The 23,313-nt window shown below is 44.6% G+C and carries 16 protein-coding genes; 10 read left to right on the forward strand and 6 right to left on the reverse strand.

Annotated features, from left to right (window positions below; translation table 11 throughout):
* Positions 1-14: 14 nt before the first annotated feature.
* The 4 genes from ACSBOP_RS20380 (at position 15) to ACSBOP_RS20395 (ending at position 8,540) form a co-directional block, all read left to right on the forward strand.
* Complete coding sequence (locus ACSBOP_RS20380) at positions 15-2,129, forward strand: BglG family transcription antiterminator (protein WP_442602309.1); 2,115 nt, start codon at positions 15-17, stop codon at positions 2,127-2,129.
* A 30-nt stretch (positions 2,130-2,159) separates the two neighbouring features.
* On the forward strand, positions 2,160-2,597 hold the full coding sequence (locus ACSBOP_RS20385) for a PTS sugar transporter subunit IIA (protein ID WP_442602310.1): 438 nt from the start codon (positions 2,160-2,162) through the stop codon (positions 2,595-2,597).
* A 1-nt stretch (position 2,598) separates the two neighbouring features.
* On the forward strand, positions 2,599-3,744 hold the full coding sequence (locus ACSBOP_RS20390; protein WP_442602311.1) for a mannitol-1-phosphate 5-dehydrogenase: 1,146 nt from the start codon (positions 2,599-2,601) through the stop codon (positions 3,742-3,744).
* 206 nt (positions 3,745-3,950) lie between these two features.
* Positions 3,951-8,540 (forward strand): S8 family serine peptidase, encoded by a 4,590-nt coding sequence (locus tag ACSBOP_RS20395; protein ID WP_442604545.1) that lies wholly within the window; start codon positions 3,951-3,953, stop codon positions 8,538-8,540.
* Positions 8,541-8,754: 214 nt separating this feature from the next.
* Here ACSBOP_RS20395 and cydC read toward each other — a convergent pair whose 3' ends face one another.
* From cydC to ACSBOP_RS20415, 4 genes are read right to left on the reverse strand one after another with little or no spacing between them, the layout of a single operon-like run.
* Positions 8,755-10,548, reverse strand: coding sequence for a thiol reductant ABC exporter subunit CydC (gene cydC / locus ACSBOP_RS20400; RefSeq protein ID WP_442602312.1), 1,794 nt, complete (start codon positions 10,546-10,548; stop codon positions 8,755-8,757).
* Positions 10,545-12,266, reverse strand: coding sequence for a thiol reductant ABC exporter subunit CydD (gene cydD, locus ACSBOP_RS20405; protein WP_442602313.1), 1,722 nt, complete (start codon positions 12,264-12,266; stop codon positions 10,545-10,547). The genes cydC and cydD overlap by 4 nt, the downstream gene beginning before the upstream one ends.
* Positions 12,266-13,282, reverse strand: coding sequence for a cytochrome d ubiquinol oxidase subunit II (cydB, locus tag ACSBOP_RS20410; protein ID WP_442602314.1), 1,017 nt, complete (start codon positions 13,280-13,282; stop codon positions 12,266-12,268). The genes cydD and cydB overlap by 1 nt, the downstream gene beginning before the upstream one ends.
* On the reverse strand, positions 13,276-14,679 hold the full coding sequence (locus ACSBOP_RS20415; protein ID WP_442602315.1) for a cytochrome ubiquinol oxidase subunit I: 1,404 nt from the start codon (positions 14,677-14,679) through the stop codon (positions 13,276-13,278). Before ACSBOP_RS20415 ends, cydB begins: the two co-directional genes overlap by 7 nt.
* A gap of 424 nt (positions 14,680-15,103) precedes the next feature.
* On the opposite strand from ACSBOP_RS20415, the gene ACSBOP_RS20420 reads away from it, so the two are divergent.
* Positions 15,104-16,300 (forward strand): MFS transporter, encoded by a 1,197-nt coding sequence (locus tag ACSBOP_RS20420; protein WP_442602316.1) that lies wholly within the window; start codon positions 15,104-15,106, stop codon positions 16,298-16,300.
* A 122-nt stretch (positions 16,301-16,422) separates the two neighbouring features.
* A complete protein-coding gene (locus ACSBOP_RS20425) occupies positions 16,423-17,463 on the forward strand; it encodes an S-layer homology domain-containing protein (RefSeq protein ID WP_442602317.1) in 1,041 nt (346 codons plus the stop codon).
* 53 nt (positions 17,464-17,516) lie between these two features.
* Here ACSBOP_RS20425 and ACSBOP_RS20430 read toward each other — a convergent pair whose 3' ends face one another.
* Both ACSBOP_RS20430 and ACSBOP_RS20435 read right to left on the reverse strand, forming a co-directional pair.
* Entirely contained in the window at positions 17,517-18,272 is a 756-nt protein-coding gene (locus ACSBOP_RS20430; protein WP_442602318.1) for a TrmB family transcriptional regulator, read from the reverse strand.
* Between the two features lie 72 nt (positions 18,273-18,344).
* The gene (locus ACSBOP_RS20435; protein ID WP_442602319.1) at positions 18,345-18,944 is read right to left on the reverse strand and encodes a sterol desaturase family protein; all 600 of its coding nucleotides are present in this window, start codon (positions 18,942-18,944) and stop codon (positions 18,345-18,347) included.
* Positions 18,945-19,424: 480 nt separating this feature from the next.
* On the opposite strand from ACSBOP_RS20435, the gene qoxA reads away from it, so the two are divergent.
* Genes qoxA through qoxD form a run of 4 tightly spaced genes read left to right on the forward strand, consistent with a single transcriptional unit; the run spans position 19,425 to position 23,226 of the window.
* The gene (qoxA, locus tag ACSBOP_RS20440) at positions 19,425-20,363 is read left to right on the forward strand and encodes a cytochrome aa3 quinol oxidase subunit II (RefSeq protein ID WP_442602320.1); all 939 of its coding nucleotides are present in this window, start codon (positions 19,425-19,427) and stop codon (positions 20,361-20,363) included.
* 33 nt (positions 20,364-20,396) lie between these two features.
* Positions 20,397-22,343 carry a cytochrome aa3 quinol oxidase subunit I gene (gene qoxB / locus ACSBOP_RS20445; protein ID WP_442602321.1) on the forward strand — a complete coding sequence of 649 codons (1,947 nt, stop codon included), beginning with the start codon at positions 20,397-20,399 and terminating at the stop codon, positions 22,341-22,343.
* Entirely contained in the window at positions 22,340-22,936 is a 597-nt protein-coding gene (qoxC, locus tag ACSBOP_RS20450) for a cytochrome aa3 quinol oxidase subunit III (RefSeq protein ID WP_442602322.1), read from the forward strand. The genes qoxB and qoxC overlap by 4 nt, the downstream gene beginning before the upstream one ends.
* Positions 22,937-22,941: 5 nt before the next feature.
* A complete protein-coding gene (gene qoxD, locus ACSBOP_RS20455; protein ID WP_442604546.1) occupies positions 22,942-23,226 on the forward strand; it encodes a cytochrome aa3 quinol oxidase subunit IV in 285 nt (94 codons plus the stop codon).
* Positions 23,227-23,313: the final 87 nt, after the last annotated feature.

Below are 23,313 nucleotides of genomic sequence, written 5' to 3' on the forward strand. Positions count from 1 at the left end.
GGGTGATCAATACCTTGAAAGGTTTAAATATTCCATCCCGGCAGCGTGGGATTCTATTCCTGCTGCTACATCGAAATAGTGTGACAGTCGCTGAAATTGCGCATGAGCTGGATATTAGCTCTCGCACCGTCCATCGGGAATTGAAAGAGATTGACGCGCTTATTCAGCCCTATCAGCTGAGGTTATTAAAGAAAACGAACGTCGGATTGGAACTTGCCGGTGATCCAACAGATAAGGATCAATTGGCGCATGCCCTGCTCTTCACATCGGTGCAAGTCTATACCGTCCCAGAACGCAAAGCGTTCCTTGCAAGTACGTTACTGGAATCTAGTGAACCTGTAAAATTGTTCAGCTTATCCAATCCGCTTAAAGTCACACCTGCGACGATTACGAGCGATTTAGATCAATTAGAACCTTGGCTAAAGTCGTATCAACTCTTGCTCATTCGCCGTCGCGGTTACGGCATTGAGCTAAAAGGTTCTGAAGCAGATAAGCGCAAGGCGATGCTTGCACTGTTATTTGAACATTTTACAGAAGCTGAGTTATTCATGCTCATCCAGGGTGGTGCTGCAAGTGTCGAGAAAATCGGGCAAATGTCCGCATCTTCTGCCAAATTGCTGGATCTCATCGCCCAAGACAAGCTGCCAGAGATCGTTCGCTTGTTAAATGAAATGGACTCCCAGTGGCTTGAACCGTTTGCCGATACGTCATTTGTTCATTTTGTCATCTACTTGGCATTGATCATCAAGCGTATTGAAATGACTGGTTCTTTAAAGCTAGAACCCAAACAAATTCAAGAAGAAATGGGTGTACAAGAGCTTGAGACAGCTCGCATGATTCTCGAGCAAGTTCGAGCGCTTTTCACATCATCTGTTCCATCGGAATCCGAGTTATACATGCTCGCACTTTATATTAAAGGCGCGAAGCCTCGTGTAACCGATCATTCCTGGATTGACGCGGATAACATTGAATTGTCGACAATGGCATACGAAATTATCGGATACTGTGACAAACGCATGCATACCAATCTCACGACAGATCGTGTACTCATGCAAGGGTTTATCGCTCATTTGGTACCATCCATACACCGTGTCAAACAGATGATTCCAACGAATAACCCTTATATGGAACAAATTCGACAAGATTACAGTGAACTCTTTGATTTGATGCAAGAGGCCGTTACGCAGGTCATGCCTCACTTACGAATACCTGAAGGGGAGATTGGATTCCTTGTCATCCATGTTGCAGCAAGCTTAGAGCGAAGAGATACCAGACATGAAAAATATCGAGCGCTCGTGTTCTGCTCCAGTGGGATCGGAACATCCAAAATGCTCGCCAGCCGCATTCGCAACAAAATCCATGAGTTCGATACGATCGAGAATGTATCTGTCTTTGATCTAGATAAAATTGATCGCCAAGCCTATGACATGATCATTTCGACCGTAAAGCTGCCCATTCCAACATCGGAATATGTGCTGGTCAGTCCCTTGCTCACACAAATTGAAGTCGATAAAATTCGCTCCCTGCTGCAATCTCGCACCGTTCACCTTGTGAAATCCGACACAGAGCAGCAGGTGCAGATGATTACACCGACTCCTACGGATTCATCGAGTTTGATGCAGATGAAAATCTACTTGGATGAATCGATCCATTTGGTTCACGGATTTAACGTTTATCCCGTTCGAGATCCTGATCTCAGCATGAAGGATCTGATGAATGAAATTTGCGACCAAATGGAACAGTTGGGTGTTATTAAACAGAGTCAGAATCACGAAGTGGCGAATCAGCTTTTAGAGCGTGAAAAGCTTGGAGGACTTGGCATTCCGGGTTCAACACTGGCCCTGTTCCACTGCCGGCATCCAGCTGTGCTTCATACATCCTTTACGATTCATATCTTGCAAAAGCCACAGCACCTCTTATCCATGGAGGAGCGCACAATGCCTGTTACACACATTATGCTGCTGCTTAGCCCGCTTCACGTACAGCCAGAGCAGCTCGAAGTCCTCAGCTTCTTGAGTTCCCTGTTCGTAGAACGAGAGAACATTGATCGATTCAACACCGAGGATGTACAGGCCATGAAACAGTTGCTGTCCGAGCGGTTACACCATTTTTGCCATACTAAATTTTAATTGAACAACCATCATGAAGGAGTGGAGAAAATGTCTAACAACATCCTAACTACAGAGAAAATCATGCTAAATGCTGCACCTGCAACAAGAAATGAGGCCATTACACTTGCAGGTGAATTACTTGTGAAAGCCGGTCATGTGACAGAAGGATATATCAGCAAAATGATCGAACGCGAGGAAATCGCAACCACCTACATGGGCAATGCAGTAGCGATTCCTCATGGAACTTCAGAAGCTAAACATACGATCCAATCTACAGGAATTTCTGTCGTTCAAGTGCCTGGGGGCGTAGACTTTGGTGATGGGAACATTGCACAATTGCTATTCGGCATTGCTGCGATTAACGATGAACATCTCGATATTATCCAGAATCTAGCCATTCTTATTTCCGAAGAAGAGAATGTAGACAAATTAGTGCAAGCCAAATCTGCTGCTGATATCCTCGCCCTTATTGAAGGAGGCGAATAGCATGCGCGCAGTCCATTTTGGAGCAGGCAACATTGGTCGTGGGTTTATCGGGTTATTGCTTCGAGATGCAGGCTATGGCGTAACCTTCGTTGATGTGAATCAAGAAATTATTGATGAAATCAATCGTCGTCAGGAATATGTCGTGCGTATCGCGGACAAAAGCCAAGAAGAGATCATTGTCACGGGTGTTCATGGGGTAAATAGCCTGGATGAGGCGGCGGTAATTGAAGCGATTGCTGATGCGGATCTCGTGACGACAGCAGTCGGGCCCAACATTTTGGCGCGGATTGCACCTACGATTCGTAAAGCGATCCTACACCGTCTAACCAAATCTCAAAAGCCGCTTAACATCATCGCTTGTGAGAATATGGTTGGCGGAAGTACTGCGCTCAAAGGCTATGTGATGGAAACCTTATCTCGTGCTGAACAAGATCAAGTTAAGCCATTTGTCGGTTTTCCCGATTCAGCAGTCGATCGCATCGTTCCGAATCAACAGCATGAAGATAAATTGCTTGTCGAAGTTGAGCCATTTTTTGAATGGGTGATTGATCAATCTGCATTTGTTGGTGAAGTACCTGCGATTGAAAAAGCACATTTTGTTAACGACTTAACACCATTCATTGAGCGTAAACTGTTCACAGTTAATACCGGTCACGCCATTGCTGCCTATCTGGGCTATACATTTGGTGTACTGACCATTGCAGATGCTATCAAGGATGATCGTATTCGCCGCATGACAATGGAAGCGCTGGAGGAGTCCGGTGCTGTACTCGTGAAGAAATATGGGTTTAACCCTGATGATCACCGCGCGTATATCCATAAAATATTAGAGCGTTTCGAGAATCCTTACCTAGCAGATGAAGTGACTCGCATTGCCCGCGGCCCTATCCGCAAGCTTGGACCCAAGGATCGCCTCGTGAGTCCGGCTGTACAAGCCATCTCCTATGGTATCGAACCTAAGGGACTTGCTAATGGGATGGCTGCAGCGCTATTATTCGATTACGCGAATGACCCTGATGCTGTTGAATTGCAGCAAAGCATCCAGACCAATGGGCTTGGTGCAACGATTGTTAATTACTGTGGAATTGTTCAAAATTCCGCACTTCACCGTTTAATTATAGAAAAGGTTGAAGAATTACGAGGTTAATATGAAGTAGAATTAGAACTCATACATGCAAATAGGGATGCCATCCAAAAGGATGGTGTCCTTTTTATTTTTTCCTATTTTTACAAAAAAGGGTTTTTGTGGGTTTCATAGAAGAAGATAGCATATCCTATTTTTTCCATACATATCCTTTACAGTTGCAAAATGGGATTCAAATTCCAAAGAAATGAGGGAACAGATTGAGAAAAATGAAAATGTTTAAGAAAGCATCATTCTTAACACTCGCACTCTCGTTAGTCGCATCCAATGGCCTCTTACTATCTACGAGCAGTGTGAAGGCTGAAACAGTCATTGAACTTACCAAGCAATCATCCACTCGAATTTTGAAATCTCAGGAACCAAAAGCATTCATCTCTCCCCGTCTGAACTTAAAATCAAAATCGTCTGAGATGATCCGGGTTATTGTACAACTAAGTAATCAACCTATTGCTGTAGGAAATTATGCTGCAAAAATCGGTATCAGCTCATTGGCAGCCGAATCCACGAAGTCGAGCATCAGCGCTCAGCAGACTTCTTTTGCGCAAGAAGCGAGCAGCAGAGGCATCCAGTTCAAAACGAATTACAAATTTGACACCGTTCTGAATGGCATGGAAATTACCATTCCTGCGAGTCAAATTCAGGAACTATCCAACATACCTGGGGTTGTATCCGTATACGAGAATAGTACGTATTACGCTATCCCAGCTGACAATCCGCCAGGACAGATGACGGATAAAGTCAAATATGACGATGGACCGCTTAAACAGATCGGTGCAGATTATGCGTGGGCCAATGGGTTAACAGGAAAAGGCGTAAAAGTCGGTGTTATCGATACAGGTGTTGATTACTTCCACCCTGATCTCGAAGATGCTTACGCTGGTGGATATGACTCCTATTACAAAACAAAAGATCCTTACGAGGAAAAGCCTGATCTAGATCCTGCTAGGCCTTTTGTAGGTACCTACCATGGTACACACGTTGCGGGAACCATTGCCGGTCGAGCAGCCAACCCAACCTCAGAGATCGTTCAAAAAGGGGTTGCGTATGAAGCAGAAATGCACAATTACAAAGTACTTGGACGTGATGACAAAGGCAAAGCAACAGGTTCCTCTGCACAAGTCATTGATGGTATCGAACGTGCTGTAAAAGATGGCATGAACGTCATTAACTTATCACTTGGCTCCGATAGTGCTAAAGACCCGAATAGTCCTGATTCTTTGGCGATTAACAATGCCGTCTTATCTGGCGTTGTGGCTGTAGTCGCAAGCGGTAATGCAGGCGATAAAGGTCCTTATTACTACTCCATGGGATCACCCGCTTCAGCGATGCTCGCGATCTCAGTTGGTGCAGTGACAAGTCCTTTTAACCATTATTCAACAACCGTTCAGAGCTCTCTTATACCACCTGCTGCACTTAAGCCGAGTCATGTTGATTCATTGATTGAACTTACTCCTATTGTTCCTTCTCGCCAATTAGAACCGAAACCCATCATCCCAGACCCTCCTGTCGTTCACACACAGTCTGTAAAGTCTCCTAAGGATGAGAACCTTCCTGTTCCATCTACTTCACCTAATCCAGCACCTGTTGGTGGTGGCGGTTCAACTACTCCGCCTTCTACACCACCTGGTGTCGAGAATCCACCGACGGCTCCTACTACACCACCTAACACAGAGACTCCACCTATTGTTCCTACTACACCGCCTAGCACAGAAACTCCACCTATTGTTCCTACTACGCCGCCTGTAACACCTGCAGTCCCAATCACTGAACTAGCTGCTCCTGCAGTTAACCTCGACCACAATCTTCAAACCATGGGTTGGGAAACGGGTAAAGATGATTTTGCAGCCATCTTGGGCTCTGAGCCAATTGACGCCGTATATGCTGGACTTGGTGACATTCCAGATTACGCTAGTATTAATGCAAAAGACAAAGTGGTATTCGTATCTCGTGGTTCTCTTGCATTTGTGGATAAAGTAAAAAATGCGAAGAGTCATGGTGCAAAAGCCATTGTTATTTTCAATGGAATCAATAAGGTAAGCGAAACCGTTCCCGATCTCTCTGAAAATATTAATGGTCGTGATTCCTTCGCCAATGTTTCCATCGGAGACAACTTCGACTTCATCCCTACCTTTGACATGGAAGGAAAGGCAGGACGGAAGCTTGCAAAAGAATTGACTAGCACACCAGGTACTTCGCTCAAATTCACATTTAATAAACCGTTTAATAAAACAATTATCGCAGGGGACGATATGGCAGCATTCAGTTCCAGAGGCCCTGAATCCGATAACAACTTTAGCATTAAACCCGACTTCACTGCGCCAGGCGTTAATATCCTCTCCACATGGCCTGCTTACAAAAAATATTTCCCAGACGCATCTTACGACAAAGCATACGACCGTATCAGCGGAACAAGTATGGCAACTCCTCACGTTGCTGGTTTAGCTGTACTCTTGAAACAAAAACACCCGGAATGGACACCGTTTGATGTTCGTGCTGCGTTAGCCAATACATCTGAACAGATCTCCAACACCAAAGGTGTCATGTACGATGTATACTCGCAAGGTGCTGGTCGGGTTAACATCAAGAATGCCTTGCAAACACCTGCTTTGCTGCAAACGATTGATTCCATTGAAATTTTGGATAAAAACTTAGTTAAGCAAAAGGTCACCAACTACAACTCCAGTGCAAGCTTTGGCCTTATGAAAGCAGGTGAAGCTGGTAAATTAGAAAAGCTTCAACTGAAAAATATCTCTGGAAAATCTGTAAGCTACGCTGCATCGATCAAGATGCACGAGAAGGTCACTTCTGATCCTGCTAAGCCAATCGATACACCAGATATAAACAAGATTACTGCCGTACTTGGCGGACTCGATAACGGCAATCAAATTACGGTTGGCGCAGGTCAGACGAAGCCATTCTCGCTGACAGTTAACCCAAATGCCGATGCTGTTAATGGTGTATATGAGGGAGAGGTTGTGCTTACAAGTGCAGGTGATCCAACGCTTCATCTCCCATTTGTCGTGAACGTGGGTACTAAAATGCCTACAACCGGTTTTGCATTGCAAGATATGGCGCTTACGAACGACTACATCGTAACCAATGGTACTAAAGATCAAAAAACAACGGATATCTCCTTCCAACTCAATGCAAATAACTACAACCTCATTATGGTTGAAGTTTATGGGTTTGATGAAAAACGCATCGGAACAATGGGAGAATATACAGATCGAGATCCTGCCACTGGGAAATTAAAAATGTTAACACCTGGAAAATACAATTTCAAAGACATTGATGAGACCTACTATAATTTTGTAGATGGAAAAGAGATTAAAGGTACGCTCAAAGAAGGCAACCAGTACATTCTATCTGTTCTTGGTGCACAAATTGATAGCCAAGGTGATGTTGTTAAGGATGCCGCTGGCAAAGATATTATTTCGTCCGTCGAAAAAGTTTTCGGTGTAAAAACAATCAAAACGACGCCAACACCTACTCCAAATCCTGGCGATAATAACACTGGCGGCGGTGGTGGTGGTTCCAGCACAGGAGGCGGCACGACAACAACACCAACGCCTGCGCCAGCAAGCAATGGCTCCTCTACGAGCGTCGTTAATCAAGGTCAAGCCGTTGTGAATGTGAATGCTTCAGTAAGTAAGAGCGGAAATACCGTTACAGCGAAGGTTTCCGATTCCGATCTGCAAAATGCATTAAATAAAAATCCGAAATCACCTGCAGCTCTCGTTGTTAACGTGCCAGTAAAAGGTAATGAATTACTCAACTTCACGCTCACACCAGCACAAGTTGCAAAACTGCAAAGCGGAAATCAGGATAATTCAGTTGTCATCAGCAACGGATCAGCGTCTCTTGCACTGCCTGTATCCGCACTGAAGAATGTTCCCGCCGGCGCTGGAGTCAACGTGACCATTGGCTCGGCTGATGATCAAAGCGCGAAATTTACCAGTAAACTTCCGGGCACTAAAATTCTTAGCACACCTGTATCTTTCGAAGTCAATGTGGTGAATGGCACTACATCAAGTCCACTTGATGTCTCTTCACAAATTTTCATCAAGCGTGCATTCAATGTTTCAGGCGACATTAATACCGATAATGCGGGTGTCTTGTACCTCACAGGTGATGACGTGAATGGCGTTCCAGCCACAATTACGCGTAACCTTGATGGTACGAAGACGGTGACGGTCAGTCGTCCGGGCTTCTCGACTTATGCCTTGGCAACACGTCCTGTCGCATTTACGGACATTAGCACATCATGGGCACAATCCCGCATTCAGGGACTTGCGAACAAATTCCTGCTCTTCGGTACAACAGATACGACCTTCTCACCAACGAAAGACGTAACGCGTGCTGAATTTGCAGCCATGCTTACTCGTGCACTTGGCTTACAAGCCAAAGGTACTTCCAAGTTCTCGGACGTAACGCCAACAGACTGGTTCGCAGGTTCTGTAGCAGCTGCTTATGAAGCAGGCTTAATCAATGGCGTAGGCAATGACAAGTTCGATCCAAACGCTGTTATTAGCCGCCAAGACTTGGCTGTAATGGTAGCTCGCACGCTGAAGCTGCTCAACGTTCCAACGAAGAGCTTGCCTGGTCGCGAACCATACGCCGACATGCCTGTCATCGCTCCTTATGCACAAGAGAGTATCAAGACCCTCACGGAAAACGGACTGATAGCTGGCGTGAAAACAGATGATGCTACTTTATTCTTACCAACACAATCCACAACACGTGAAGCCGCAGCCTCTGTCATCTACTTCTTATTGCAAAAAGGAAACCTGATTAACTAGTACGCAAGAAAAGCGCCCCTCTCGTCATCGACGAAAGGGGCGCCTTTGCTATATATAAGCTGTAAAAAAAATTGAACGAAGGAGAAAAGATGCACTGAAGGAGCGAAGCGATCGCCTTTGAAAGAGTGAAATCCCTTCATTAACCTAATCAAAATTTCACGATTTCAACAGCGACCGGAAGTGCTTCTTTTCTCCGCAGTGACCTGATTTTTATTTACACACTCGGCCGATCCAAATGGTACAAATTACGATAACGCGGGAATTTCTCCATCAGCTGCTCATGTGTTCCCCGCATCTCAATCTTGCCATCCTCCATAAAAATCACTTCGTCCATATGCTCTGCTCCGACCAGATGATGCGTAATCCAGATTAACGATTTACCCTCCATGGTCTGGAACATCGTCCGCAGTAATTCACGTTCCGTCCGTGGATCAAGTCCAACCGTCGGCTCATCAAGTATGACCACCGGTGTCTCCTGGAGCAGGACACGAGCAAGCGCAATACGCTGCCGTTCTCCACCCGAGAACCGTTTCCCTGCTTCTTGCATTTGCGTCTGATACCCATTTGGTAAGGAATCAATTAAGGTACCCAGCCGAACCTGCTCGGCAACCGCTGCGATCTCCTCATCTGAAGCGCTACGTCTACCAAGTCTCATATTATTGGCAACTGTCGTATCGAATAAATGCGGGCTCTGATTCAACACAGAAATAATACTTGGAATGCTCTCACCATAAGAATCGGCTGGCAATCCATTGATGCTCACTTCCCCGCTCACTGGCAAAATTGCACCTTGAATGAGCTTCAATATCGTCGATTTACCAGCGCCACTACGACCGATGATCGCAATCTTTTTCCCTTGCGGGATATCCAGCGATACATCATCAACGCTCCACAATTGCTGCCCATCGTCCACACCAGCAACAGCCTGAGCCTCATAAGCAAAACGAACATGTTGGATATGAATATCCGCTTGTTGCTTCGCTTGGTTTAGCACTTCATCGCTAATCGTACTGACATCAGTGTCATTCCTAGCACCATGGGTTGCCCCGTCCCCGACAGGCTCATTAATCGCATTCAATCGTGTTAGCGAATCCTGATATTGGGGTATTTTTTCAATGGCTTCGGATATCGGAATAAAGGCATCCATAATCGGGAAGGTCACGAGCACGAATGCCGCGATGAATGTAACCGCCATTTTACCATCCGCATATTGCTGCCCCGTCCAATAAATAAGTGTGACGACAATCAATCCGACCACACCTTGCGCGATCATATTTCGCCATCTGCCCCAACTGCTTAGCGAACGTTCCACCTTCGTAACATGCGATTCATCAGACTCATACGTATCCAGAAATTGTGCCGATCTACCGCTAATTTTCCAATCGCTAATACCGAGCACAGCATCTGTCAGCTTTTGATACAACCCGCTGCGACCTGCTTTCATCTGCTTCTGTTTCTTAATCGTAACGACGAGCGATACCCAAGGAAGTACAACGATCAGAATGAGTAGAAACGCTGCCATTACGAGCGCGAACTGCCAATCCCACCAGCCTATCACACCAACATATACGGCATACATCAAGGCAGCGATGACAGATGGGAAAATAGTGCGAATATACACATTTTGCAAATGTTCTATGTCATCCGCTAGCACGCTGAGAATATCGCCTGTACGGAAACGGGAACGAATAAACAGCGCCTGTGGCTCTAGAATCCGATACAAACGTACGCGCATTTGCGATAAGATTCGCAGCACCGCGTCATGTCCCACTAGCCTCTCCACATAATGAACAACTGAGCGACTAATTCCGAACGTACGCACAAGCACAATTGGAACATACACCATCAGAATGTTCTCTGGCCTTAACGCTGACTTCGAGATAAGAAAGCCCGATGTGAAAGTGAGCATACTCGCACACAATAAGGTCAATGCACCAAGGGCAATAATAATGACAAAACGCCAGAAATACGCTCTCACATAAGGAAGTATCCATTGTTCCCGGTTCATGATATCCCCTCCAATTGCAGGGCAACCATCTCATAGTAAACGCCCTTACTTGCCATTAGCTGCTCATGCGTCCCCATCTCTGCTACCTTGCCTTGATCCATGACGATAATCCAGTCCATATCCGGCATCCAATGTAAGCGATGCGTCGCAAGAAACACGAGTTTATTCGAAAATAACTCAAGCATCGTCTCTTTCAGTTCGTACTCGGTCTCAATATCAAGATGCGCCGTTGGCTCATCCAACAAGATCACCGAACGCTGACTGAGAAAGGCCCGCGCTAACGCTACACGCTGCTCTTGCCCTCCACTGAGCATACGACCGCCATTGCCAATTACTTCTTCAGCACCACCAGGCAAGCTTGCAACTAATTTGGTAAGCCCGGCAGCTTCAACAGCTTTACTCACTTCTTCCATCGACGCCTCGGGGTGATAGAAGCGAACGTTATCTGCAAGTGATCCGCTAAAAATGTACGGATGCTGCGGGATATACGTCGTCTTTTTTTGCCAACTCTCACTCGTTAGCGAACTGTACTCGTTGCCATTGATGCGAATACGGCCCGATGTAGGTCGAAGAAATCCACCCAGTACATCAATAAGTGTGGACTTTCCCCCTCCACTTTCTCCAACGATACCGATCTTGTTCATACCCGATAATGGCAGGGAAACATCTTGAATGGATGGCCTGCCGCTGCCTTCGTGCACAACACCAATCCCGTCTAACACCATTGAACTATCGTTCGTCCATACTAAATCCTCATTGATCACCGCCTGCTCTTCTCCCGGCTCATCAATAATCGCTTGTATAGCCTCGCCCGCTTCTTTACCGTTCAAGGTTGCATGATAATCTGCCCCGACCATCCGAACAGGCAGGAAATACTCCGGCGCTAGAATCAGAATCGTCAGTCCAGTCATTAGCGTCATATTACCGTTAACGAGGCGCAGGCCCAGACTCACCGCCACTGAAGCCACAGACAACATCGTAAAGAAATCGAGCGCGAATGAGGATAAAAAGGCAACTTTTAGCGTTCGCATCGTTGCTGAGCGGTAGCTGTCACTTACTTTCCCAATCGTCTTACTATGGTTGCGACTCTGCCCAAGAAACTTCAAAGTCTCAAGCCCACGAAGCGAGTCGACAAAATGGTTCGACAGCTTCCGATACGACTCCCACTGCTCATTCATTTGCTTCTTCGCAGCTAGACCGACTAAGATCATGAACACAATCAAGATTGGCATGGCAAGCGTCAGAATGACACCCGCCGTCACATCCTGCATATAGATATACGCCAGAATAAGTACAGGTGTAACTGAAGTGCTGATCATACGCGGGATGATCAACTCCAAATACGTTCGGAACTTGGTCACACCTTCCAGTACGAGGGTCACCAAATTACCCGTTCCAGCTGTCTGTGCAAACCGAGGTCCAAGATGGAACAATTTCTCCATCAACTTCTTACGTAAAGAAATCCCAGTTACCTCTGCAAAGCGATAAGCGATTTTTTGCTGCAGATTACCCATAACCTGACGTATAAAAAAAGCGAGCATAAACAGAGCAATTGTGCCCGTCTGCTCGCTTAATGACTCCCCAGCAAAAAGGGCGGATAATGCATCCGCCAACCATTTTGCCTGAAAAAGTATAGAAAAGCTTTGCACGAGAATGATGATCGTGATGAGGAAGAGGATCGGTTTGATCCCTTTATATCCGAGCAAGTTTCTACCCATTAGTACTCCATATGCTCCTTCTCATTAATCCGTTTATGGAAAACGAAGTAACTCCAAATCTGATACCCCAGCACGAACGGGAGCAGCGTTAACGCCACAATCGTCATCACTTTGAGCGAGTATGCCCCTGAAGCTGCATTTGTAATCGTTAAGCTAAACAAAGGATCAATCGAACTAATCATAAGTCGTGGGAACAAGCCCACAAAGATCGAAGCTGTCGCAAGAACAATAATGGCTCCTGTCATCCCGAACGCCCAACCATCACGTTTTTTCGACATGAATACACCAGTTAAGATATACACGATAACACCTAGGATACCAATTGCCGTTAGAATACCGCCTCGAGCTTCGAACACGTCCGTCATGAAGTACGTCATCACAACGAATGTCACAAGTAGGGCAGCGAGCGGTAAGAGTAATCTTTTAGCCATAACACGTGCCCGCTCTTGTAATTCTCCCACTGTTCGTAGAGTTGTAAACATCAAACCATGCACCAAGCATAGAACCGTCACCGTAAGGCCGCCTACAACCGTGTACGCATTAACAACATCGAATAGTCCTGCTTGCATATTCATATTCTGATCGATTGGAAGCCCTTGAATTAGACAAGCGAATACGACACCGAATAAGAACGGAGGAAGTGAACTTCCGAAGAAAATCACCCAATCCCATGTATTTTTCCAACTATCTGCTGATACCTTACCTCTAAATTCAAACGCAACACCGCGTCCAATTAATGCAAGTAGAACGAATACAAGTGGAACATAGAAACCGCTGAATAACGTTGCATACCAATGCGGGAAAGCCGCGAACATAGCCCCACCCGCTGTAATTAACCATACTTCATTCGCATCCCAGAAAGGACCGATTGAATTAATTAACACGCGACGCTGACCGTCTGTTCGAGCAAGCAGCTTCGTCGCCATCCCAACACCAAAGTCGAATCCTTCTAGGAAGAAGAAGCCAACGAATAATACAGCGACCAGAATAAACCACAATTCAGGTAATGTTAGCATGATTGAGGTTCCTCCTTATCGAATGGATCGTTAGATTGCTTGTGATCTTTTTGATGATGTCCATCCGGACCCTTCTTAATCTCACGTAGGAATAAATACACAAGGACAATGCCTAGAACCGTATAAATCAGTGTAAAAGCAATGAATGAGAATAACATCGAGCCTGCGCTCACATTTGGAGAAATCGAATCGGCTGTCTTCATTAGTCCAAATACCGTCCAAGGCTGACGACCAATCTCAGTCATGATCCAACCCGCCGTGTTCCCGATAAATGGTAGTGAGATAGACCAGATCATTAGACGCCAGTACCAATTGTTGTTTTGATCCAGCTTTTTACGCCATGCCAGATAAGCCCCATACATACTGAGTAAAATCATCGCGCATCCCGCTACGATCATAATACGGAAACTCCAGAAAGTTGTACGTACAGGTGGAATGTAATTTCCTGGTCCATATTTCTGTTCATATTCGGCTTGAAGTGTCTTCATCCCTTTAACCTGACCGGAGAACTCTCCATAGGATAGGAAACTCAGCAAGTAAGGAACTTTAAGTGATACCGAATTTTGCTGCTTATGGGGATCGATTGCTGCGAATACGGTCCAAGGTGCCGGATCCTCACTATCTTCCCATAGACCTTCACTTGCTGCCATTTTCATTGGCTGTGTATGAATCAAGTATTCCGCTTGTTTATGACCGAAAAGTGCAACTGAAATCGATGAAATCAGTGCAATAATGATTGCAATTTTAAAAGATTTTTTGAAAAACGTTACTTGTTGTTTCTTCAGCAATTTCCAAGCACTAATACCTGCAATCAGGAAAGCACCTGTTAAGAATGCGCCGAACACCGTATGCGGGAATTCCCACCACAGTTGACCATTACCAATTAAGGCAAAAAAGTCATTCATCTCTGCTCGACCATTATTCATCTCAAAGCCAACAGGTCTTTGCATGAACGAGTTCGCAGCTAGAATCCAGAACGCGGATATAATTGTTCCAATGGATACGAGCCAGATGCACATCAAATGCAATTTTTTCGATAAACGCTCCCAACCGAATATCCATAAACCAAGGAATGTTGATTCCAGGAAAAATGCTAATAAAGCTTCAACCGCTAGTGGTGCACCGAAAACGTCACCGACAAATCGCGAGTAATCCGACCAGTTCATACCGAACTGGAACTCTTGCAGAATGCCCGTTACAACACCGACCGCAAAGTTAATGAGGAAAAAATGCCCCCAGAACTTCGCCAATTTCTTGTACTTTTCATCCCCTTTAATGACATACATCGTTTCCATCAACGCAATTAGTAACGCAAGACCAATTGAGATGGGTACGAAGATAAAGTGGAAAATGGTCGTTGATGCGAATTGAAGACGTGATATTAAAATCGGATCCATGGTTCCCTTCCCTCTTTCTCTCATAATTTCAGCACATGATCTAAAGGTGATACATTTTAGCTGACAACCCCATATTTTTCAGTGATTTAAGTTATTGTCGATTACGGGTTGTGTGCTGCTTGCCCGGTAATACAGAGAATATTTTAATAAGAAAAAATCCCCTTGTGATACTTTTAACAAATAAACCGGATTTTTATTGTGACAAAAGTCACAAAGTATATCAAGTGGAGGATATTAAACATTAATTTTCAGCTGTTTGTCACAATATATAAAAATACTGGAAGTTTTAGCGTCAATTACTAGCTTCATAGACGGATTTAAAAAGCGCCTTCTTCTCTCATAATTTGGGCTTGCGATATCGATCAAATAAGGTTACCATTACGGTGGTAACCTTTTAAGGTAAAGAAGGAGTGTTCAAAAAAATATGGATCGTCGTGTATATATGCTGGCTATCGCAGCCTTTGTTGTAGGAACGGTAGAATTAATTATCGGAGGAACGCTGGATTTAATTGCAGCGGATTTGAATGTATCGGTTAGTGCGGCGGGGCAGCTCATCACCGTATTCTCGGTTGCTTTTGCGATTGCTGCACCCATTCTATTCGCCATCACAACCCGAATCGAACGTAAAAAGCTGCTTATTTTCACATTAGGTGCTTTTTGCTTGGGGAATGTGCTGGCATTCTTGAGCCCTAATTACAATATGTTGATGGTATCGAGAATCGTCTCTGCGGCAAGTGGCTCCCTGCTCGTCGTCTTATGTGTCACCGTTGCCTCACAAATTGTTCAGACCGCCTATCGCGCCCGCGCGATCGGAACCATTTATATGGGAATCAGCGGTTCACTCGTGCTCGGCGTACCACTTGGACTTGTGCTGAGTAACGCCTACGACTGGCGTGCTCCGTTCCTTTTAGTTGCAATTCTAACGCTCGTTGTCATGGTCGGTATTCATTTCTTGCTTGCGCCGATTCCGGTTAAGCCAACAGCAATCCCCTTGTGGAAACAGCTGGGAACACTTAAAAACCGTAAAATCTTAACTGCACAATTGACTTCCTTGCTATTTTTGACTGGGCATTTGACACTTTACGCGTATTTAACGCCTTACTTAATCACAACCTTGCATCTTGATGCGTCTTGGATCACGATTGTCTACTTCATCTTCGGCTTATCGGCAGTTGCTGGTGGTGGATTCGGGGGATGGTTGGTCGATAAATGGGGCTCTACGAAAAGTATTGTGGTCATTATTTCCGCATTCTTAGTCGCCATTTGTGTGCTGCCGCTCGTTACGAACTCCCTGTATGTATTCTTAGTCGTCATGGTACTCTGGGGTGGTTTAAGCTGGGCAATCACACCTGCTATTCAGAACTACTTAATTGAATCCGCACCGGATTCCGCTGAAATTCAGCAGACATTGAACAACTCAGCGCTCCACCTTGGTATAGCATCAGGTTCTTCCATCGGCGGACTTGTCATTCAGCATTATTCCGTTACGGCGAACCCTTGGGTTGGCGGCAGCATTATTGTCTTCACACTACTGATTGCCGTCTACTCCATTACAAGGCCTATCCAAGCCGTATCTCGCAGCAAACAGCCTGCACAAGCTTCAATTGCCGTCGAAAATTAATACAGTTCCTGCCTAGCAAAACGGAGCCCCGCACAAGCGGAGCTCCGTTTTTTCAATCTGGTTGCAACTTTTATGTAGGAAATGTGTCTAACATTTAACCGAACCAGGAGGAGGCTGTTATTTTGATAAAAAGAAAACTACGCAACCTCACCACGATCAGTCTGATTATCCTTTTGTTTATTAGCTTATCGCCAGTTTCAGCGCTAGGCAAAGAAACCACATTCACAGATGTTCCGAAGGAGCATTGGGCATATGAATCCATTGTATGGGCGCAAGAGCAAGACATTGTGTCAGGATATCCTGATGGTACTTTTAAACCTAATCAGATTGTTGGACAAGTCGCATTCCTATCGATGCTCATTCGCGCATATGTCCCGAAAGACAAATTACCACAGACAGAAGACGATGACCGGCTAGGTCCTTATTTGAGATACGCCGGCATCATGGGTTGGAATACCATTGTACCTCCTTCAAGCAAATTAGGTGAATTACCTGGAGCACCAAAGGGTAGTGCTAGGTTTAACGTCACACTTCAACGCAGTCAGGCAGCTAAAATTATCACAAATGCCAATGGAAGAAACTATGAAACGGATGATGCGATCCAGTTTTTATTGGACAGCGGACTTGTACATGGAAAAACAAGTCCCACAGTTGAGGGCTACGAAGCCCATGATTACTTAACACGTGCCGAGGCAGTTACAATTATCAAACAACTCAAAAACAAACAGACTCAGCTATATCCCAGTCCTCTATATCAGTCCCAGTACGATCCAACTACTTTAAATCTAAGTCCCTATGAGAATTATCCGCTAATCATCCAATTACCACAGAATGAGCCTTTTGATAAGTTTAGCAAGATCATATTAACAAACCCTACAACAGGTTATACACGTACCACTGATTCAACCTTTACCCTCAAAGGTACTGTTTCTTCAGCCGTAGGTGACCACCTTGAATTACAAGTTGAATATTGGAATGGATTTTCTTTCACATTTTTAACAAGCATGACTACTATTTTTGATAAAGAATTTTTCACGCAAAAGATCACATTGCCCTCAACCGGTCTTTATCGCATATCCATCAAATCCGAGAATATAGTAGAGGGAAAATTAAACGATAATACCGTTCTAGTCACCTCTTTCTATCTCGACTATAAAAATTAAAAAACAAGCGTGTTCAAAAAGAAGTTAACAGACTTTTTGAACACGCTATTTTTTTAATACTTCAATTTCATTAAAATCGCCCGGATCTCCTCATCGTTCATCAAGAGATCGTAGTATTTATCTGTGATTCGCACCAGCGCCACATCGTGATAGAAGAACTCGCTAAAAAATTTCACGAACGGCTGCGCCCCGGTCTTCATCGCCTGCCACTTCTGATTCTCAAGCCCTGCGAACAGCACTTCTCGATCATCAATGACGATTAACCGATAACGCTCCAGACCATGCTCGTCCTGTGGGATAAGCGTCTTGATGTTCGTTAGGCTAGTCTGCATCTTACCCACGACAAGCGCTTCGACATTAATTCCTTTACGTTCCTGCGCCTCAAGCAGCGGCAGAAACTCCGTATAATCATCATTCCACGCTGAGAATAGAATCGATTCCTGTGCATATTGAATGAGCTCTAGACTTTGTGCGCGAATCGACGAATCGATCTTCAAGCTCCATACTCGATCATCTGCGAATGCGCGCTTTGCAGTCTGCTGCTTCAGCTTCTTAATATTATCTTGAAACTCCGCGGTTAACTTCTCAATGACAATCGCAGAGGGTAAAGCCGTATAGAGCTTCTTCTTCTCAGACACCGAATCCATCAGCATGCCTTTATCGATCATCCGCGTCAGCACTTCGTAAATCTTCGATTTGGGAACGCCAGAATATTTCACAATCTGAGTTGCATCCATCGGTTCCTCGCTCGTAACAAGCGCTTCATATACTTGACTTTCATATTGAGAAAAACCAAATTTCTGCAGCATAGGTCCTCCCGGTATCATTCATGTCATTTTCTCCAGTTTAACGGTATTCTCTATCACAAAACAAGCATACCCCTACATGGAGGTATGCTTGTCTGTTGATTGCTGCGTATGGGATTGATCGAGCTTATTGGTCTGCATCACTTTATCGAACACCGGGTGTGTCACCCCATACCATTGATCGGGATCTTTAAAATGATGGAGCAGATGCACCTTCTTCATCCACCGACCCAAAGCCGTTCGTGGTGCAATAGGACGATGTGATACAAAATGCGTCCACTCATACACCAGATGATAAGCGCAAAAACCGACCATCATCGCGCTTGCCAGATAAAAATCACCCCAAATAAGGATAAGTGCAATCCACAGCAACCCGTGATACGGGACGTTATACGTGTTCGGCGTCAACAAAAACTTCATATTCGTAGGATCATTATGATGCAGATCATGCCCTTTAATTGCACTTGGCATCAATTTAATCGCTGCAGCGTGAAGTAAAAATCGGTGAATAAAGTATTCTGCGCAAAAAAACAATACAACCCCAGCAACGAGAGCAAGAGGCGTCCAAACCTGAAGCTTGAGGCATGCCGCTGCGGTATAAATCACAAACATAATCGATATAAAAAGTACTCTTGCATCCAGCCAAAATTCTTTTCTAAGACCGGTTTTCTCCATGTAAACATCACCCATTTCCAGTATACCGAATTACTATCTGTTTTGTCTAAAATTTCTATTAAATTTATGTGATTTTAGAAGCAAATAGGGCCGAAAAACGATGATTTATGTCATTTAGTAAGCAAAATTTAACATGCTATTATGTGTCTACACATCATTCATAATTTTAATAAAATTATGTCAATTTCCCTTATGTACCAACGAAATCATGGCGAAAAATTGAACTATGATATTAAATTCACATTTATGAACAAAAATCAAAATCGGCGAATTTGGCGTTTCTTACGTGATTTTAAGGACATTTGGAGAAAAACCACTTTTCCGACCTTCCATTTATACATGTTTATTAGATATATATGTCAGATATGGATGACTATGTTGTTTGTTTTTACTTCGAATAGTTACTAAGATATACGGATGAATGAGTGAACCCAATTAATGCAACCAACATTTTAAACGCTCAAAGAAAGGGGTTTCTTGATGAAAAAAAGAGGAGCGCTATCTCTATTTCTTATCGCACTTGTTGTCCTTCTAACAGGTTGTGAATCCTCGCTAGCCGTACTTGATCCAAAAGGACCCGTCGCGAAGACACAATCCAACACCATTATTATCTCCATGTACATCATGGCTGGCGTACTCCTAGTGGTTTACGTATTGTTTGTTTATATGCTAATCAAGTACCGCGCTTCCAAAGCTAAAGCTGGTTATGAACCTCCGCACGTCGAGGGAAGCAAATGGTTAGAGATGACATGGACTGCTATTCCTGTCATTATTGTCGTTATTCTATCCGTCATTACAGTTCGTACGACCAATGAGGTAGAAGCCGTTCCAAAGGATTATCAAGATCAAAAGCCAATGGTTATCTATGCGGCTACTTCGAACTGGAAATGGCATTTTAGCTACCCAGAAGAAGGCATTGAGACTGTTAACTACCTGAACATCCCTACAAACAGACCTATTGAATTCCGTCTCTACTCGTATGGACCGATCTCCAGTTTCTGGATTCCACAGCTTGGTGGTCAAAAATACGCGATGAGCGACATGGTCAATAAATTGAATTTGGTTGCTGAACATCAAGGATCATTCCTTGGTAAAAACGCCAACTTCTCGGGTAAAGGCTTTGCGAACATGGACTTTGAAGTGCTAGCGATGTCATCAGCGGACTACAGCAAATGGGTAGATGAAGTGAAAAAGACAGCACCTCCGTTGTCCGAATCCGAATTCAATCAAATACTCGAAGCTACGCAAGTTGGACGCAAAACATTCTCCTCCACACACCTTAGCTTCAGCCCACCGCCAGAAGGCGAACATGCTGGGCATAACCATGGTGGAGAAGACATGAAAGATATGAAAAATATGAACCACGATACTCAGCCTAAATCGGAACCAAAAACCGAGAATCAGCACTCGCATCAATAGAACAAGAACCGCTTAGAAAGGAGTTACACCTCAATGAAACCGAGTGGATTTACTATAGCGACCGAGCCAATGATCATTGGCGCTATGATCAGTATGATCGTTGCTGCCATCGCGATTGTCGTAGGTCTTACCTATTTTAGAAAATGGGGATATTTGTGGAAAGAATGGCTCACAACCGTTGACCATAAGCGTATTGGCGTCATGTATATTATTTCTGCGCTTGTGATGTTATTACGTGGTGGCATCGATGCATTAATGATGCGTACACAGCTTGCCGCACCCGATATGAAATTTTTAGATGCACAGCACTACAACGAAATATTTACAACCCACGGGGTTATTATGATTTTGTTCATGGCGATGCCATTTATTTTGGGTCTCATGAACGTCGTCATTCCACTGCAAATCGGTGCGCGTGACGTCGCTTTCCCTCGTCTGAACGCAGTCAGCTTCTGGTTGTTCGCTGCAGGGGCTATGCTATTTAACGTCTCATTTATTATCGGCGGTTCACCAGATGCTGGTTGGTCGGCATATTTCCCGCTAGCGAGTCTAGAATTTAGCCCGACTGTCGGCAATAACTATTACAGCCTAGCGTTACAGCTTTCAGGTCTGGGTACACTCATGACCGGTATTAACTTTATTGTGACCATCCTCAAAATGCGCGCACCTGGTATGAAGCTCATGCGCATGCCGATGTTCACATGGTCTTCCCTTATTACTTGCGTCATTATCCTATTCGCTTTCCCAGTCTTGACTGTGGCACTTGCACTGATGATGATCGACCGTATTTTTGGAGGACAATTCTTCACAATGGCCAATGGCGGTATGGATATGCTGTGGGCAAACCTATTCTGGGTATGGGGACATCCTGAAGTTTATATCGTTGTCCTGCCTGCATTCGGTATTTATAGTGAAATCGTCTCGACATTCTCGAAGAAAAATCTTTACGGCTACAAATCGATGGTTTTCAGTATGGTTGCCATTTCCTTGCTTTCGTTCCTTGTATGGGCCCATCATTTCTACACAATGGGTCACGGCGCGATGGTTAACGGATTCTTCTCCATCACAACGATGGCCATTGCAATTCCAACCGGGGTTAAGATATTTAACTGGTTATTTACCTTACAAAAAGGAAAGATCAGCTTTACCACCCCGATGCTGTACACCCTAGCTTTCATTCCGATCTTTACAATCGGCGGGGTAACCGGTGTTATGCTTGCGATGGCAAGCGCTGACTACCAGTACCACAATACCATGTTCCTAGTTGCTCACTTCCACTACGTGCTTATTCCAGGTACTGTGTTTGGAGTAATTGCGGGTATGTACTACTGGTTCCCGAAAGTATTCGGATTTAGATTAAATGAACGTCAAGGTAAACTTGCCTTCTGGTTCATTGCTATCTCTTTCAATGTGGCATTCTTGCCGTTGTTCTTCCTTGGTCTTAACGGTATGACACGCCGGATGTACACGTACTCAGAGAGCACAGGCTTTGGTCCACTGAACTTAATCGCAACCATCGGTGCAGTTGGTCTTGCAATTGGTTTCGCGATTCTCGTATACAACATTTACTGGAGCTTCCGCTACGCACCAAGAGATACGAACGGCGACCCATGGGATGCTCGTACCTTGGAGTGGAGCACACCAAGCCCCATTCCGCATTACAATTTTGCTATCACACCTGTTGTCGATGGCTTGGATTCCTTCTGGTTTGCGAAAAAGAACAAAAAGTCCCTTTATGCAGGTAAAAAATATGAACCTATTCATATGCCTAACAATAGCGGACAGCCGTTTGTTCTAGGTGTGGTGTTCTTCTTCCTTGGCTTCTTCCTCGTATTTAGCTGGTGGACACCTGCCATTATTACTGCCGTCATCTTATTTATCCTAATGGCTTACCGCTCCTTTGAGCGTGATCATGGTTATCATGTTTCGGTAGATGAAATCACAAAGACAGAAAAGAAATTGCGAGGTGATCAAGCATGAAAATCGATGACACTTTGCCGCTTGAATATTCAACCGAAGAAAACAGCAACCGAATCTTCGGATTCTGGTTGTTCCTAGGCGCTGAAATTGCACTATTCTCCACATTATTTGCTGTCTATTTTACGCTTTGGAATCGCACAGGTACGGGCCCAACTGGCTTTGAACTTTTTGAAATTAAAGGCGTCATCATGGAAACATTCTTGCTCTTAACAAGTAGTTTCACTTGTGGGCTCGCGATTCACAGTATGCGACTTGGTTTGAAAAAGCCGATGATGGTGTTCTTCTCCATCACCCTGCTGCTTGGACTTGGATTCCTGACTGTAGAGATCAGCGAGTTCATCACTTACATTCATGATGGTGCTACGCTTCAGACAAGTGCATTCTTATCTAGCTTATTCGTATTACTTGGCACCCACGGTGCGCACGTTACCTTCGGTCTCTTCTGGGGACTTGGTATTCTGATTCAAGTGAAGCGTCGTGGATTTAACCCGGATACGGCGAATAAATCCTTTATCTTCTCCTTGTACTGGCACTTCTTAGACGTTGTCTGGATCTTTATCTTCAGCTTCGTCTATCTGAAAGGAATGATGTAAAGATGATGAAACAACTATTCCCGATTCGTCATGTGATGGGTTATATCTTCTCTCTCATCCTTTCCATTGTTGCTCTTGCCGTTGTTTTCTACGACATGCCGGCTGCTGTAGGTATGGGGATTCTGATTGTATGTGCGATCATTCAAGCTTCATTACAGCTGTTCGTGTTCATGCACGTTGATGAGTCTAAAGAGAAGAAATCGTTGTACCTCAACATCATTTACGCCTTGTTCGTAGGTCTTGTTACGATCTTCGGTACACTGTTTACGATGATCTGGGGTTATCAATAAGATTAAGCCAGCTAAGCTTAAAAATATATTCATGCAAACCAGCCTATCCCTTCAAGGGGCAGGCTGGTTTTTTGTTGCTCAATAAGT

Source organism: Paenibacillus sp. KN14-4R (assembly GCF_052180255.1).
In the GTDB taxonomy this organism is placed as follows: Bacteria; Bacillota; Bacilli; order Paenibacillales; family NBRC-103111; genus Paenibacillus_AM.

Excerpts from the sequence above, each read along its gene's own strand:
- cydD (WP_442602313.1), bottom strand. The coding sequence starts at position 12,266 with ATGGGTAGAAACTTGCTCGGATATAAAGGGATCAAACCGATCCTCTTC.
- ACSBOP_RS20430 (WP_442602318.1), bottom strand. The coding sequence starts at position 18,272 with ATGCTGCAGAAATTTGGTTTTTCTCAATATGAAAGTCAAGTATATGAA.
- ACSBOP_RS20420 (WP_442602316.1), top strand. The coding sequence starts at position 15,104 with ATGGATCGTCGTGTATATATGCTGGCTATCGCAGCCTTTGTTGTAGGA.
- qoxB (WP_442602321.1), top strand. The coding sequence starts at position 20,397 with ATGAAACCGAGTGGATTTACTATAGCGACCGAGCCAATGATCATTGGC.
- ACSBOP_RS20415 (WP_442602315.1), bottom strand. The coding sequence starts at position 14,679 with ATGGATCCGATTTTAATATCACGTCTTCAATTCGCATCAACGACCATT.
- ACSBOP_RS20395 (WP_442604545.1), top strand. The coding sequence starts at position 3,951 with ATGAAAATGTTTAAGAAAGCATCATTCTTAACACTCGCACTCTCGTTA.
- ACSBOP_RS20435 (WP_442602319.1), bottom strand. The coding sequence starts at position 18,944 with ATGGAGAAAACCGGTCTTAGAAAAGAATTTTGGCTGGATGCAAGAGTA.
- qoxA (WP_442602320.1), top strand. The coding sequence starts at position 19,425 with ATGAAAAAAAGAGGAGCGCTATCTCTATTTCTTATCGCACTTGTTGTC.
- cydC (WP_442602312.1), bottom strand. The coding sequence starts at position 10,548 with ATGAACCGGGAACAATGGATACTTCCTTATGTGAGAGCGTATTTCTGG.
- cydB (WP_442602314.1), bottom strand. The coding sequence starts at position 13,282 with ATGCTAACATTACCTGAATTGTGGTTTATTCTGGTCGCTGTATTATTC.
- ACSBOP_RS20390 (WP_442602311.1), top strand. The coding sequence starts at position 2,599 with ATGCGCGCAGTCCATTTTGGAGCAGGCAACATTGGTCGTGGGTTTATC.
- qoxC (WP_442602322.1), top strand. The coding sequence starts at position 22,340 with ATGAAAATCGATGACACTTTGCCGCTTGAATATTCAACCGAAGAAAAC.
- ACSBOP_RS20385 (WP_442602310.1), top strand. The coding sequence starts at position 2,160 with ATGTCTAACAACATCCTAACTACAGAGAAAATCATGCTAAATGCTGCA.
- qoxD (WP_442604546.1), top strand. The coding sequence starts at position 22,942 with ATGAAACAACTATTCCCGATTCGTCATGTGATGGGTTATATCTTCTCT.